The organism is Streptomyces sp. NBRC 110035, assembly GCF_000829695.1.
Taxonomy (GTDB): Bacteria; Actinomycetota; Actinomycetes; order Streptomycetales; family Streptomycetaceae; genus Streptomyces.
Genome location: NZ_BBNN01000038.1, coordinates 1 through 14878, shown reverse-complemented (window position 1 = coordinate 14878; position 14878 = coordinate 1). Strand labels below are relative to the sequence as shown.

Genomic DNA, 14878 nt, shown 5'->3' with positions numbered 1-14878 from the left:
GCTACCCGGCCACCCTGCTGAGCTGGCGAGCCGTGCGGGGCAGGTGCGGCATGGCCCGGTCATCTCGGGCCGTCCTCGGAGCCCCACGGCAACGACCTGATGGCGGTGACGGTGAGATGGCGGCAACGGATGCGCTCGTCCAGCCACTTCGCTGTCTCGGGGCGTTCCAGCACCCCGAGCAGTTCCCGACAGCGATCGATCCCCGCGGACTTGGGGCTGGCCACAATCAGACGATTGTCCACCGCCACGGGCTCGTCTCCGAGCACGAGCACCCCCGCCCCCTGCGTCCACCCCTACTGCCCTGACCAGGGCGTGAGGTACGGCACAGGACGACGAACCCGTCTCCCCCTGAGTGGCACGTGGAGGGCAAGATCGTCGCGCTCGACGCAGGGAAGCTGAACCACCTCCGTCAACGGCTCGCCCCGGCGCTTGGGGGGAAAGAGGCTGCCTTGGCCGCACTCGGCGCCACGGGCATGCTCGTGCACCCGGCGAGGGCAACGGGGCATCCGTCACCAGCGGCGAATGGATCCTCGACAAACTCAGCGTCCTCCTTTTCGGTGACCCGGACGAGGACACCGGAGACGAAAGTGACGACAGCGGAGACAGGTGACGCTGTTGCCACCGACAACGCGACTCGCCGGGTCAGATGCGGGAGAGGTCGGACAGGAGCGCGGGCAGGAGCCGTTCCTCCATGACCGCGCTGCCCGACTCCTCCATGGCTCGAGCCAGTTCGGGGTCCCAGGAGCTGGCCGCGGGCGGTCCCGCGAGCGCAGTGGACTCGCCCTGGCCGAGTGCCGCCGTGTAGTCGGCGGCGGTCATCCGCCAGGGGCGGGCACTGTGGCGAGCCACGGCATCCGCGGCGATGCGCAGGCCGGTCCAGTCGAAGTCGGCACGCCAGTGCAGCCGGGCTCCCGCGCGTACGGCGTCGCCGAGCAGCTTGTGGCAGGCGGCGGACGGCACGCCCTCGGTACAGACGAGGGCCGCGCTCGTGTCCTGGAGTTCGCCGGCCGCGGCGCGCAGTACGGCCGGGTTCTCGCAGACGAAGATGGTGCGGGCGGCGGGGACGACGGGGTCGGTGGTGAGCTGGTGGAGGGTGAGCCGGAAGGGGATGCCGAAGTCGGCGGCGTCGCGCAGCCAGTCACAGACCACGGTGTCCCCCTCGGCACCGATGTTGAGGACGAGGACCTGGCTGGCGAGGTCGTCCGCGATGGCGCCGACGCTCTCCCACAAGGCGCGCCGCCCTGCCCGCTGGCGAGGGACGGCGCACCCGTCACCGGCACGCTGGGCGAGAGCGCGCAGGACGAGCTGTTCCAGCGGAGCGCCGGGCACGAGGGCCTTGGTGTCGCCGGTGGCCCACTCGGCGAGCACCGGAAGCGGCAGGACACCGGGGACCCGGTTCGGGGAGCCCGCGGAACGGTCCCCGTCAACGGTCAGCCTTTCCAGGACACGTACCGCCGCGTCGAGAAGCGGCGCGTCCCCCCGGCGTACTAGACGGGTGAGAGTGCCGTCGGCGGCGACCCGCTCCAGCCAGGCGGCGAACCACCCCTGCCCGGCGAGCCGGCTGGAGTGGGCTGACTTCAGGGCCTGGTCGCGGCGCGCTTCCTCGTCGGCCCGTTCGGCCGGCCGGTCACGCAGCGGCCCGTGGAGACGGCCGAGGGTCTGGAGGAGACCGGTGCCGTAGCGGCCGTACAGATACCCGTCCAGATCACTCAGGGGTACGGCGAGGCGCTTGGCGGTCTCGGGCCGGTAGCGGCCGGTGATCCCGATGACGGTGCGGCGCTCGGCCTCGCTGGGCCCGGTGAGCCCGATGTCGCCGTCGAGCGCGCCACCGGTGTGCTCCAGCCTGCGGCGGGCGGCGGCGAGCAGCCGGGTCCATCCCTCGCCCCGCAACTCGTCGTACCCGTCGTCTTCGCGCCGCTCAGTTGGCAACCGCGGCCTCCTCGGGCGTCGGGACGCGCCGGGTGCCGGGTGAGCCGAGGGCGGTGGTCAGGTCGCCGGTGTCGTCGGCGAGGAGCCGGGCGCCGTCCCAGACGAGCAGCAGCGCGGAGACGGTGTGGTCGACGGCGGTGTGCGCGAGGTCGTAGTGGGCGGCGGCGGACACGGAGGCGTGGGCGGCCCACAGGTCGTAGCCGGTCATGAACAGGTCCAGGTCGAACTGCGCGGCCAGCGACATGAGCTCGCCGCGCCCGGTGTCGTCCACGCCCGCGAACGCCTCGTCCAGGGCGAGCAGACGCGGGGCGTGCGGGTCTGCGGAATTGAGCATGGCGTGCGCGGCTGCGAACAGCGGCAGGTGCAGCGACACGGACTGCTCACCGCCGGACAGGCGGCTGTGCCGGGCGCGGGTGAGTCGCTCCTCGCTCTTGTCCGGGCGCACGAGCTGGAACGCGAACTGCCGCCAGCGCCGGTAGTCGAGGGTCTCGGCGAGCAGTTCGCGGTAGGGCTGGTCGCGGTGACGGGCGCGGACGGTCTTGATCTGCGCGGCGAAGTGGACGCGCACCCGGGCGAGACCGTCCGGACCGAGGCGGGCGGCGTCGGCGTCGAGGAGGGCGCAGACGGCGCGCTGCTCGTCGTCGAGGTGGTCGGCGAGCAGCCAGCTCACCCCGACCGTCGTCCCCGAGGACATCGTGCGCCGGCGCATGTCGGTGTTCATCCGCCGGATCAGGTCGCGGGCGTCGACGGTGCGGTCGTGGATCTGCTGGGCGAGCCGGGTGAGCAGGGCGTCCTCCAGGATGCGCTGCTCGGACTCGGAGAGCAGTTCGGCCTGGTCACGGCGGTGGGAGGAGATCTTCTGGGCGAAGGCGGCGACGGGCAGCGGGCCCTCCTCGTCGGCCACGCGGACGAGAATGACCCCGTCGGATCCGTCCCATTCGGGCCGGTAGTCCTGCCCCGCGGCGGCGAGTTGCGCCTGGAGGTCGTCCAGGGCCTTGGTCAGGCGGGTGACGGACTGCTTGAGGCTGGTCTCGGTGGGAGTGAGGTCACGGGTCGCGGAGAGGATCGCCTCGTGCACGGCGGCCACGGCCGGCGGGAGTGCCTCGCCGGCCCAGTCGGCCTCCTGGGCGGGCCAGGCGAGACCCGGCGGACAGCGCAGGATGTCGAGGAGTTCACGGGTGGCGTACGGACGCAGGGAGCGGGCGGTGTCCTTCTCCTCCGCCGCGGCGACCGCCCCGGCGGAGGCGGCGGCCGTACGGCGGGCCTCGGCCGCGGCGGTGCCCGCGATCGCGCCGTGCTGGGCGGTGCGGGCCGCCTCGGTCTCCCCCACCAGTGCGTCGACGCCGTCCTCGGTCTCCCGCACGTGGCGCATCACCTCCTGCGCCTCGGCCCCGACGGCCTCCTGAAGGGCCTCAAGTCCCGCGGCCTCCTCCGCGTGCCGACGGCGCGCCGCGCGCTCGGTGTCAGCCGCCGCCTCCTCGTCCTCGGCGGCGGCGGTGAGCCGGTCGGCGCCCACGTGAGCGGCGTCGAACTGCCGGGCTTGTTCGCGGCGGCGTGCGGCGAGTTCGCGGGTCGCCGTCTCGAAAGCGCGGGTGGCGGTCTCGACGGCGTCGACCTGTTCTGGGCGCCCGGTCTCGATGCCGTGCTCGGCCGCCGTGCGGCGCAGGGCGCGCTCGGCGACCGAGCAGGCGGCCACCGACTCGTCGTACGCGCCCTGGGCGGCGTCGGCGGCATCGCGGGTGGCGCGCAGCCTCGCCGCGGCCCGGTCGAGTTCGCGCAGCGCCTGTGTGATGCCGGTGGTGCGGGGCAGGGCGGCGCGGGCGGCGGCGTACGCGTCGAGGGCGGCGTCCGTACGGGCCTGTGCGCGCGCCGACTCGTCGAGCTGGGAGGAGAGTTCGGCCAGCAGAGTCTCGCAGGCGGCGATCCGGGCGGCACGCCGACGGGCGCGGGCAGTCGCGCCGACGTACTCGGCGTGCTCCTTGGTGTGGGCACCGACCAGGACACCGGCCGCGTACCGGCCGTCGGGGCTGATCTGCGGGATGCCGGTGTCGACGTCTCCGGTGACTGCGACCGAGCTCAATACGGCGGTGATCCGGGCGGCGGTCGGGATCGCCGCGGCGCCCGCCGGGTTGTCGGGGTTGTCGGGGTTGTCGGGCCGCAGGAGATCGGCGAGGCTCGGTCCGCTCACCGGGGTGCCGGCACGGAGGTAGCCCTCGCTCTGCCCGGCCGTCACGGGGGTGTCCTCGGCCGTGACGAGTGCGTCGAGGAGGCCCGATGCCTCTAGGGCCGCTTCCAGGTCCGCTCGTTGACGGTCCGTCAGTTCGTTGTCGAAGTCGACGAGCCGCCAAAGGGGAACCCCGCCGCCGGGCGCCCGGGCGGCGGTGCGGCCACGGGCCGGGGGCGGGGCGTCGTCGTGCTCGGCGGCGATCCGGTCGCGTTCGGTCTCCGTCTCCGCGCGGCGGCGCTCGACTTCGGTGCGCTGGGCGCGCAGGGCGGCGAGGGTGTCACGCAGTTCCTGCACAGCGGGGGCCGTCGCCTCGGTGAAGGCATCGGTGAGAGTGAACGCATCGGCCTCGCCGGCGAGTTCGAGGGTCTCGGCGAGTCGGCCGGTCCCCTCCTCGGTCAGCAGCTCGCCGTGCGTCCCCACCCACTGTCGTAGCGCCTCACGGGCCTGCTCTCGGGCGGATTCGAGGGCCGACTCGGCTGCGGATTCCGCAGTTTCGGCATCGGTGACGGCCTCCTGCGCGCGGTCGAGCGAGACGCGGGCGAGGGCGCGGGTCTGCTCGGCGCCGCGTGCCGTCTGCTGGGCGGCGCGCACGGCCCGGACGTCCTCGTGACGGGCGGCGGCCAGCGCGGCGGAGCGGTCGGCGAGGCGGGCGGGCTCGGCGTCGGCCGGTGTCCAAGGCAGGCCCGCGGTGTGGGCGTGGTCGGCGACGGTCGCCGCGTCACGGGAGACGGCGGCGTCGAGTTCGGCGGCCAGCCGCGCGGCGTGTTCGGCCTCGGCGCGGGCGCGGCCGGTGGCGGCGCTGCGACGTTCGCGTTCAGCACTCGCCTGCCGGGCTGTCTGCTCGCAGGTGCGCACCAGGCGTTCCAGGTCGGCCAGTTGCTCGACGGCCTGGTAGGCGGCGGAGGAGCGCAGCTGGTCGAGCCGGGAGCGCTGGGCGGCGAGCGCCGCGTCGGCGGACTCGGCTCGCGTCTCGGCGGCGGCCTGCCGTTCGCGGGCCGCCTCGAGATCTGCCGCGGCGGCGCGCAGGGCGGCGGCGCGCTCGGCGGTCTCGGTACGGCGGGCGGTGAGCCGGTCGGCGGCGGCACGGGCGTGGACCCGCAGATAGGTGGAGTAGCTCGCGAGGAACGCGCGGGTGGCGTCGTCGGCGGCGACCAGCCCCTCCAGGGTGCGCTGCACGGACTCCATGTCGTCGAAGGAGCGGGCCGCCTCGGCGATCAGGTCGTCGTCCAGCGGGCGCAGACCGGCCGTGAGGGTGTCGGAGAGCTTGGCCGGGTCGAGGTTCTTGGCCAGCTGCGGGCGGCGCAACGTGAGGATCAGGGTGAGCAGTTGCTCGTACCGCTCCGGGCCGAGACCGAACAGGCGCTGGTCGACGGCGGCGCGGTAGTCGGTCGTGGAGGCGATCAGTTCGCGTCCGAGTTCGGCGGCGAGCTGCTTCCTCGTCATCGGCCGGTCGTCGTGGGTGAGGAGGGAGAAGTCCTCGCCGACCCGGCCCTCGGCGACGAAGTGCCAGCGAGCGGGGGTGTCGCGGTGCCGCTGGGCGTGCAGCCCGATGCCGCAGGTGACGGCCTGGCCGGTCTCCCGATGGGTGAACTCGATCCAGACGTAGCCGAGTGCGCTGTCCTGGCCGCGGAAGAGCAGGTTGGACTTCATCGTGCGGTCCTCGGCGGCGAACGGGTTGAGCCGCTTGGGGTCGATACGGCCGTCGAGGACGAACGGGAAGAGGACTTCGAGGGCCTTGGTCTTGCCCGATCCGTTGGGGCCGCGCAGCACCAGCCAGCCCCCCGCGAAGGAGAACTCCTCGTCCCGGTAGTCCCACAGGTTGATGATCCCGGCACGGGTGGGAACGAACCGGGCGGCGGGGGCAGCGGCCGAGAGGTCGGTCGGAGTGGGAGCGGGGGTGCTCACGGAGTCGAGTCCTTGGCGGTGGGGTCGGTGAACAGAGGTGTCTGGGAGGGCGGCCCGGCCGCCGTACGGGTTCTCACCCGGGCCGTGACCCCCCGGTAGCGGGCGACCAGCGGAAGAGCGAGAGCCCCGCCGTCGACCCGGACGATCAGCGACATGGCGGCCAGCAGGTCGAGAGCCTGACCGAGCAGCCGGTCCGGGTCGCCGCGCAGATCGGCGGCGAAGCCCGCGCCGTACTCGGCGGTGATCTCCCTGAGCCGGCCACGGAGCCAGGAGTCCGTGACGAAAGGGTAACGGGTCTCCGTCGGCTCCTGCCCCTCGACTCCGAGCGTCTCGTACGCCGACTCCTCATCGGACGGGGTGAGTTCGGCGAGTTCGGCGATCAGTCCGCGCGACGGCAGGGCGCCGTCGATACGCCGGGCGCGGGCCGCGAGGCGTTCGGCGGCGGTGGGCGCGGGCAGCAGTTCGAGGGCGTGCCGTCCGGAGCGCTGCACAGCGGCGCTGATCCGGGCGGCGAGGAGCAGCGCGGCCTGCGCGACGGTTCCGCCGCCGGGGAAGCGGATGTCGGACAGCCTGCCGGAGGTGTCGATGAGCGCCACGCCCTCGGCCCGCCGCTCCACCGTCAGCCCGGTCAGCCGTTCCAGGTCCTCGGCGAGGGCTGGGGCCCTCAGCTGGCCCAGGAGTTCACTGTCGGCGTCGGCGTAGTACGCGACCGGGTTCTCCAGCACCAGCCGGCGGGCCCGGCGTGCCTGGTCGCGGCGCTGGGCGGCGCGGCCCGCGGACAGACCCAGCGCGCCGGAGGAGTCGAGGAGCGAGGTGACCGAGGTCAGGTGCTGGAGCACGCGGGTCGGGTGGTGGACGGCGAGGAGGATCTCCCGGTCGATGTCGTACAGGGCCTCGGCCCGCTCGGGATCGCCTGCCCAGGCGGTGGCGGAACCGTCGGCGAGGGTGAGCGCGCCGCGTTCGGTGAGCCAGGTGACGGCGTCGACGAAGGCGTCCCGGTCGGGCTTGCGTGCGGTGTCGAGCCCGAGTCCGTCGATGCGTACGGCGTCGGCGGCGACCGCGTCGGCCAGTTCGCCCAGCGCCACCTGCGCGCCGTGGCGGCCCAGGGCGGCGAGGGCGAGGACGAGGTAGGCGTAGCGGCGGCGGTCGAAGGGGCGGCCCGCGCGGGTGAGGGCCGGGCGGGTGGCGTCCAGGCCGTCCTGGGCGCGCTGCAGCCGGGCGGTGTCGGCGGTGGTCACGAGCCGGTACCCGAGCACCTCCATCAGATCGGTGCGCAACTGATCGGCCCAGCGGCGCACGGTCGCCAGCGCCGCCCTGTCCGGATACCCGGGCGTGACCAGCGGATGCCGCAGGACGAGCCGTACCGCCTTCTGATAGTCGGCGAGTTCGAGCGGGGAGACACCCTCGGCGGCACGGCTCATACGGTCCCGCCTCGGCAATGACTCATGCGGCGAACCTCTCTCATGCGGTGACCTCCAGGCGCAGCCCGTCGAGATGGAGGCGGCCCCGCACGGTGTCGACGGTGGTGGAGCCCTCGGCGGGGGTGAGGGTGAGCCGCACTCCGTGGGCGGAGCCGGAGGCCGCGGTGACCCGGCGGCTGGCGGGGACTCTGGCGGCGAGGGCCACGTCGAGGAGGGCGAGCAGCGCCCGCGTCTCGGGCTCGTCGAGGGTCCGGCCGTACACGCCGTCCGACGCGAGGGAGTTCGCGGCACCGCGCCGCTCTGCCTGCTCCTTGAGCTGCTCGGCGCGCAGCAGCGCCCGCCGGTCGTCGTCGCGTTCGATGCGGCCGGGGCCGTGCAGGGTGGGGGTGCGGCCGGACTGGACCAGGGTGCGGGCGAGTTCGACCGGTTCCGCCTCCCACCAGGACGTACGCCCCGGGATCCGCTCGGGGTCGGCGTACGGGACGGCGATATGGCGCGGCGCGCCGAGCCCGAACACCGCCTGGAACAGGGCGTGCGCGTCCTCGTCGTTCTCGCAGGAGGTGAACCACTGTGCGAGATGGCGCAGTTGGCTCTCCCGGCTGACCCCGCCCCGGCGCGCCTCGGTGACCCGGCGCAGCAGGGCGAGGACGGAGCGGATCGCGGTGACGGTGGCGTCCTGCAGCCGCTCGGTCTCGCTGTGCTCGCGCTCCGCGAACCAGTGGACGATGCCGTCCCACCGGTGCCGCCAGTCCGCGAGGCGCTCGGCGGGGCTGCGGAAGAGCCGCTCGTCGGCCTCGGCCGCGTACTCGATCATGCGGTCCACGCCGGTGGCCGCGGCCTTCTCGACCGCCTCGGCGAGCAATGGAGCGTAGCGGCCGAGTTCGGCGGTGAACTCCCGCATGTGCGCGAGCAGCGTGTCCTTGTGGGCGAGGAACACCTCGGGGCGGGTGTCGTTGGTGCGCGCCAGGTCGCCGAGCATGAGGTAGAAACGGGCGGCACGCTGCGCCATCTCGTTCAGCACCGAGTCGAGACGGCCGAGCTTGCGGTACACCTCCTCGCCGTCGCCCGCGGTGTTGGCCTCGGCCAGCGCACGCAGGTCCCCGAGGATGTCGGGGAAGACGAGGCGCGAGAGCTGGGCGTCCTCCAGGCTCGCGCCGAGCACGTCCTCCACCGCCCGGTACGCCCGGTACCCGGCCTGGGTGAACTGGTACACATAGTGCCGGTTGCGGTACTCGGCGAGGTTCGCGGCGCGCGTCCCGTCGTACGACCGGTCCAGGACCTGCCACTCCGCGAGCGCGTCGAGCAACGACTGCACACCCGCCTGCCCACCGACTGCGCTCGCGGCGGGGTGGTCGGCGGCGAGCCGCTCCAACAGCCCCACCGCGTCCGAAGCATGCAGCAGCACCTGGTAGTTGGCACGTCCGCGGTCGAAGGCCCGCAGCAGCCACAGGTACTCGTGGCGCTTCTCGGCGGCGGCGAAGTGGAACAGCCGCAGCCGGTCGTCGAGGGAGAACGCGTCGATACCGAACGCGCCCTCGTCGACGGGGTCCGGGGCGTCGGGCTCGTCACTCACGGATCTGGCGGCTTCCTCGCTGCGGCTGGACACGTACTCGCCCCGGCCGGACAGCCGAGATTCCGCACCAGTCTGCCGCACTCGCACCAGTGCAGGTATCCCGCTCTCCGACCCATGCCATCTGTGCTATTTTGCGCCGCTCTCCCACTCGTCCCCGTGACGGCGGCCGGTCGATGACAACAAGACCCGAGCGCGCCGCCCTCAGGGCAGGGCTTCGGCGTAGTCGCGTGACGCCCGGTTCGTGGCGAACTGCCTGCTCAGCGGTGCTCTCGGAACGTGACAGGCACGGCTTCCAAGATCATGGAGTTCTCTACGCCCCGTGATCCAAGTGGAAGACCGTGCCTGCCGACGCATCATCTCTGATCCCGCCTGCCCTTGACCAACTGCGTGAGAATCCGCAGGTCGGCCCCGAGGAGGTCCCGGGCCTACTGGAGCGGCTGGCCGAGGTGCCGGACCCGCGTGATCCGCGTGGGGTGCGCCACCGCCTGGCTGTCGTACTCACTCTCACGGCGTGCGCGGTGCCGGCCGGTGCGGCCTCGCTGCTGGCGGTCGGCGAATGGACCGCCGATGCCCCCGGCTACGTGCTGGAACAGGTCGGTGCCGACCCCGATCCGCTTCTGCCCAGGCGGGTCCTGCCCGCAGAGACCACGGTCCGCCGGCTGCTGGCCCGCATCGACGGCGACGCGCTGGACCTGGCTGTCGGGAGCTGGCTCGCCGACCGCCGCCCGAAGGTGACCGGATTGCGCGGCCTCGCAGTGGACGGCAAGAGCCTGCGCGGCGCGGCCAAGGCGAAGGGCCGCAAGATCCATCTGCTCGCTGCACTGGAGCACACCACCGGTCTGGTCCTGGGCCAGCTGGACGCCGGCGAGAAGACGAACGAGATCACCTGCTTCCAGCCGCTGCTGGATACCGTTGCCGACCTGGTCGGCGTCGTCGTCACCAGCGACGCCATGCACACCCAGCGCGAGCACGCCGACTACCTCCTCGGCCGGGGTGCCCACTACATCGTGATCGTCAAGGGCAACCAGAAGAAGCTGCGCCGCCAGCTGAAGTCCCTTCCCTGGAAGGACATCCCGCTTCAGGGACGCACCCGGGGCATCGCCCACGGCCGCTCGGAGATCCGTCGGATCAAGGCCGCCACCGTGAACAGCCTCCTCTTCCCCGGAGCCCGCCAGGCCGTCCAGATCAAGCGTCGGCGCACCGACCGCAAGACCGGCAAGACCACCGTCAAGACGGTCTACGCCGTCACCAGCCTGACCGCCGAGCAGGCCACCGCTGCCCAGCTCGCCGAACTCGTCCGCGACCATTGGAAGATCGAGGCCCTGCACCATGTCCGCGACACCACCTTCGCCGAGGACGCCTCCCAACTGCGGACCGGCAACGCGCCCCGCGCGATGGCCACATGGCGCAACCTCGCCATCGGAGTCCTCCGCATGGCCGGAGTGAAGAACATCGCGTCCGGCCTCCGCCGCAACGCCCGCGACCCTCGCCGCCCCCTCACACTCCTCGGTCCCGGATGATCACGAACCGGACGTCACGTGACTACGCCGAAGCCCTGAGGCGCCTCCTGCTGTCCGCCTACGTGCACACTACGGACGGCGCACACATCTACTGGGTGTTCGACGGCGGAACGCTCACCACTGAGCAGCAGCACGCGATCGTGCTGCAGGAAAGCGAGCTCACAGCCTTCCGCTTCAGCGCACCTGGTGAGATCTCCCGGGACGAGATCCCACCGTCACGCAGGCCCCTGTGGGGCGCGGCGCTCGGCGCGCTCACGGACGGCAGTACCGTCCACCTGGAGGTCGTGGGCTAGGAGAAGACACCGACGGCGGGGGCAACTGCTACGTCGGCACGTCGTCGGCATCGGAGCCGAGGATCTCCGCCATGGTGTCGCTGATGAAGTCCCGGAGTTCGTCCTGCACTTCCTGCGGAATCTTCTGCTCTCCGCCACGCGCGGCCATGACCGTGAACTGGCTGCGCACGGCGCGCGCTGAGACGACCAGGCGGCCGATCTCCGGATCGCTGCTACGGAAGAACACCGGAGGGACGTCGAAAGCCAGAGCCAGGGCTTCGAGAACGTCGTCCGGGGCGGTGGGCAGTCTACCCACGCGCAAGTCCCTTACCAGTTCTTCCGTCAGGAGAGACCGGCCACTCTTACGGTTGCCGGACGAGGCGAGGTCTGCGTCCGAGGGCACAGCCCCGTCGTAGACCTCCGCCTGCAAGTACTTGATCTTCCCGGCGATAGTGCTGACGACCTGTGGTGCCGACGTCGTCTTCTCCGGCCTTACGGCTGGCACGTCGTGACCGAACGATCGCCTCTGCGCGGCCAGCAGTTCCGCGCGGGTGACGTTGTAGGCGGCTGCCAGCGCCGTCACCGCCTCATCGGACAGTGCTCGCCTTCCCTGCTCGGCCGCGCGGATCGGCATCGGCGACGCGGTATTGGTGTAGCGCGTGGTGTCCGACTGCCTCATGCCAGCGTCGCAGCGCAGATCGGCGAGGTTGGGTGACCCCAGCCGCGGAAAGAGCTCGTCGAGTTCGGCCTCGACCATCGCGGCGATCGCCGGCAGGCGTTCCTGCGGCGGCGTGGCCAATTGGTTCTCCCAGCGGTAAACGGCGTTTGTCTTGACGTTCAAGCCTGCGGCCAGGTCGGCCTGGGACAGGCGCTTGGCCAGGCGGCGATCGCGCAGCTTGCTGCCGTCGAAGACGCGGTCGGGCATACAGGTACTCCATGGGGTTCGCGTAAGCACTCTGGCCACTTGATCGGATCACCGAAAGGCGATAGTTTCGCCTTTTAGTGATCGGCGGGGTGGCTGGCCTACGGCTCGACTGCCCAATTTACTCACTGTAGAACAACCGGTTTCCTGCAGGGAAGCGGGTCGGCCCCGGCCACCGAAGGTTGCGGCGACGGCGTCCGGGTTGCCGCCCATGCGCATCTACGGGCGAGAGACATCACCAGCACGGGTCATCTCAACCACGGCCAGGACCGCATCAGGGCTCCACAAATGTCAGTACAGCTCAGTCAACGGGGGTGTCGCATTTGGAGATCGAAAGGTCGGACACGAGATCGGGCCTGGCTGCAGCGAGAGCCTCCGGCTGCTCTCAAAGGCCGTACGGTGACCCGTTACGCCCGGGCCGCCGGTCAAGCCCGCAGATAGGTGAGGACGGCCAGCACCCTGCGGTGGGTCTCATCCGTCGGAGGCAGGTCCAGCTTGGTGAGGATGCTGCTGATGTGCTTGCCGATCGCGGCCTCGGAGACCACCAGCCCCTTTGCGATGGCGCCGTTGGACTTGCCCTCCGCGATCAGCGCCAGCACCTCACGCTCGCGCGGAGTGAGCCGCTCCAGCGGATCGCGGCGGCGGCGCAGCAACTGGCGCACCACCTCGGGGTCGACCACCGTCCCGCCGTCCGCGACCTCGTGCAGTGTGTCGACGAACTCCTCGACCTGGCCGACGCGGTCCTTCAGCAGGTAGCCGACCCCCGAGCCATCACCGGAGTCCAAGAGCTCGGAGGCATAGGTCCGCTGCACGTACTGGCTGAGGACCAGGACCGGCAGAGTGGGCCGCGTCTCGCGCAGCCGCACCGCCGCATGCAGCCCTTCGTCCTGGAAACCGGGCGGCATGCGCACGTCCGTCACCACAATGTCGGGGGCGTGCTCCTCGACTGCAGCGACCAGCGCCTCCGCGTCCCCCACCGCCGCCACCACCTCGTTTCCACAGCGGCTGAGCAGGCCGATGAGCCCTTCCCGCAGCAGCACGCTGTCCTCGGCCAGCACTACACGGAGCGGTCGGCCGCTTTGGTCAACTCGCAAGGAAACTCCACAAGTAACAGGGTCGGTCCACCCGGTGGGCTGGACAGGGCAAGTCTGCCATCGAGAACCGATACCCGATCCCCGAGACCGGTGAGTCCGCTGCCCGCCGAGGGGTCCGCGCCGCCCCAGCCGTCGTCGCGCACCTGGAGGAACAGGCGGCCGTCGCGGTGACCGCCGCTTACCTGCGCGCGGTCGGCCCCGCTGTGCTTGGCAACGTTGGCGAGCGCCTCGCAGACCACGAAGTACGCCGCGGACTCGACCGCCTGGGGCAGCCGGCCTGGCAGTTCGAGGTCGACGTCGACGGGAACCACGGAGCGGTCCGCGGCATCGGCGACGGCGGCCTCCAGGCCGTAGTCCCCGAGGATCTTGGGATGGATGCCGTGGATGAGCTCGCGCAGTTCCGCGAGCGCCTTGCCCGCTTCCTGGTGGGCCTTGGCGAGTTGGTCGGCGAGCGGGCCGGGTGGTGCGTCCAGCCGGGCCAGACCGAGGGCCATCGTCAGGGCCACCAGCCGCTGTTGCGCACCGTCGTGCAGATCGCGCTCGATGCGGCGCCGCTCCGCCTCGAAGGCGTCCACCAGACGGAAACGGGAACGGGCCAGTTGGACCACCTTGGCGTCGAGCTCGCCCTCGCGGGAGGCGATCAGCAGCCGGGTCAGTTCGGCGCGGGCGCCCGCCGCGATGCCGAGCACATAGCAGCACAAGCCCATGAGGAGCAGACCGAGCACGGCAACACCGAACGCGGTCGGCCATGTGGTGATCGTCCACTGTTTGAGTACCTTCGTCTCGTGGCCGTCGCCGACCGTGGCCATCATCAACGGGGCGGCGACCATGGACGCCGGGAAGAGCAGGGCGACCGTGACTACCAGCGCGTCGACCGGCCACAGCAGTCCGGCGAACAGCAGCGCGTGTCCGAGCTCTCGCCAGGTCGCCTGCTCGCACAACCGGGTGGTCACCCAGGCCCACAACCCCGGTGCGGCCGGCTCCTGCTGCTGGCCGACCGCCGGATCGCGGTCGATCAGGCGCAGTCTGCGCCGCTCCACCCAGGCCACCGGAATCCCGCTGAGGGCGACCACGACGAGCAGGGGCAGCCCCACCAGGACAATGGCAAGTGCTCCGCAGACAGCCGTCACCGTCACGATCGCCACCAGGGCGGCGGCGCCGGTCACCGCGCCGGTGAGCAGATACGCGACGGAGCGCCAGGGCCAGACCGACAGCAGGAATCCCGGATGGGACATGGCCTGCCACACATTCCGAGAGTGCATGGGGATCACCGTAGGTGGGCGAACCCATCCGGTGCCATCGGTCCAGGGCGTGGATCGGGGGTAGGGCCAGCCCCACCCCCGTACCGGACCTGGAGGTCACGGGGCGGAGAGTGCAGGGGCTCGCCACCGCAGACTGCTTCCAACAGGAAGGCTCAGCTTGACTCTGTCGGGGATCTTGGAGTTGCCGAGGTCAGGTGCCCAGGGTGCGCCAGGACTTCGGCCGGGGGATCTCGTGCTGATCGAGGTAGGTCTGGAAAGCGGTCGGTCGGCGTGGCCGGGGTGCTTCCTCGGTCGGTGGGAGGCCGCTGAGGCGCTCGATGTTGATGGCGATGGCGGTCAGGACGTGCTGGAGGTGGACCTTGCCCTGCCCTCGGTAGCGGCAGCGGCGCATGCCGTGGCCGTGGGCGAACTCGTTGACCGTTCCCTCCACTCCGGAGCGGACCGCGTAGCGGGTTTTCCACTCGGGTGTCTGTTGCTCGGCACGGATGCGGAGTTGCAGGTCGCGGAGTTCTCGCGGAGGAAAGCCGACGGTGCGGGTGCTTTCGCGGGAGGTGGTGCACCGGGCGCGGGCCGGGCAGGGGTGGCACTGACTTTTGGTGAACCGTGCCACGATCAGCGGAGCCGCGGTGGGCGAGGAGGTCGGGTAGGGGCCGTGCCAGCCCTGGCTGACCTGCCCCTGGGGACAGGTGACCTGCCGGCGGTCGTAGTCGATGTGGAAGTCGTCCCGGGCGAAGCCCTCGCCTCGGCGGTGCT

The 14878-nt window shown here is 71.8% G+C and carries 10 protein-coding genes and 1 pseudogene; 2 read left to right on the top strand and 9 right to left on the bottom strand.

Going from position 1 to position 14878, the window contains the following annotated elements:
* Positions 1-59: 59 nt before the first annotated feature.
* From TU30_RS25760 to TU30_RS25740, 5 genes are all read right to left on the bottom strand, one after another.
* Entirely contained in the window at positions 60-224 is a 165-nt protein-coding gene (locus TU30_RS25760; RefSeq protein ID WP_158719361.1) for a hypothetical protein, read from the bottom strand.
* A gap of 418 nt (positions 225-642) precedes the next feature.
* Positions 643-1929 (bottom strand): TIGR02679 family protein, encoded by a 1287-nt coding sequence (locus tag TU30_RS25755; RefSeq protein WP_042174202.1) that lies wholly within the window; start codon positions 1927-1929, stop codon positions 643-645.
* The gene (locus TU30_RS25750) at positions 1919-6061 is read right to left on the bottom strand and encodes a TIGR02680 family protein (protein ID WP_042174200.1); all 4143 of its coding nucleotides are present in this window, start codon (positions 6059-6061) and stop codon (positions 1919-1921) included. Before TU30_RS25750 ends, TU30_RS25755 begins: the two co-directional genes overlap by 11 nt.
* Positions 6058-7482, bottom strand: a complete 1425-nt coding sequence (locus TU30_RS25745) for a TIGR02678 family protein (RefSeq protein ID WP_042174199.1) — start codon at positions 7480-7482, stop codon at positions 6058-6060. The genes TU30_RS25750 and TU30_RS25745 overlap by 4 nt, the downstream gene beginning before the upstream one ends.
* Positions 7483-7522: 40 nt before the next feature.
* Positions 7523-9055, bottom strand: coding sequence for a TIGR02677 family protein (locus TU30_RS25740; RefSeq protein ID WP_042174197.1), 1533 nt, complete (start codon positions 9053-9055; stop codon positions 7523-7525).
* A 338-nt stretch (positions 9056-9393) separates the two neighbouring features.
* Here TU30_RS25740 and TU30_RS25735 point away from each other — a divergent pair.
* Positions 9394-10422 (top strand): annotated as a pseudogene (locus TU30_RS25735) (ISAs1 family transposase); the annotation flags it as partial.
* 149 nt (positions 10423-10571) lie between these two features.
* A complete protein-coding gene (locus TU30_RS25730; protein WP_234307990.1) occupies positions 10572-10868 on the top strand; it encodes a hypothetical protein in 297 nt (98 codons plus the stop codon).
* Positions 10869-10896: 28 nt separating this feature from the next.
* Here the strand turns inward: TU30_RS25730 and TU30_RS25725 are convergent, their stop codons facing one another.
* From TU30_RS25725 to TU30_RS25710, 4 genes are all read right to left on the bottom strand, one after another.
* Positions 10897-11772: a helix-turn-helix transcriptional regulator gene (locus tag TU30_RS25725; protein ID WP_042174195.1), complete on the bottom strand. Its 876-nt coding sequence runs from the start codon at positions 11770-11772 to the stop codon at positions 10897-10899.
* 422 nt (positions 11773-12194) lie between these two features.
* Positions 12195-12827, bottom strand: coding sequence for a response regulator transcription factor (locus TU30_RS25720; protein ID WP_042174193.1), 633 nt, complete (start codon positions 12825-12827; stop codon positions 12195-12197).
* Positions 12827-14098: a sensor histidine kinase gene (locus tag TU30_RS25715; protein WP_042174191.1), complete on the bottom strand. Its 1272-nt coding sequence runs from the start codon at positions 14096-14098 to the stop codon at positions 12827-12829. Before TU30_RS25715 ends, TU30_RS25720 begins: the two co-directional genes overlap by 1 nt.
* A gap of 217 nt (positions 14099-14315) precedes the next feature.
* A partial coding sequence (locus TU30_RS25710; protein WP_042174188.1) for a transposase occupies positions 14316-14878 on the bottom strand: 563 nt, incomplete at its 5' end.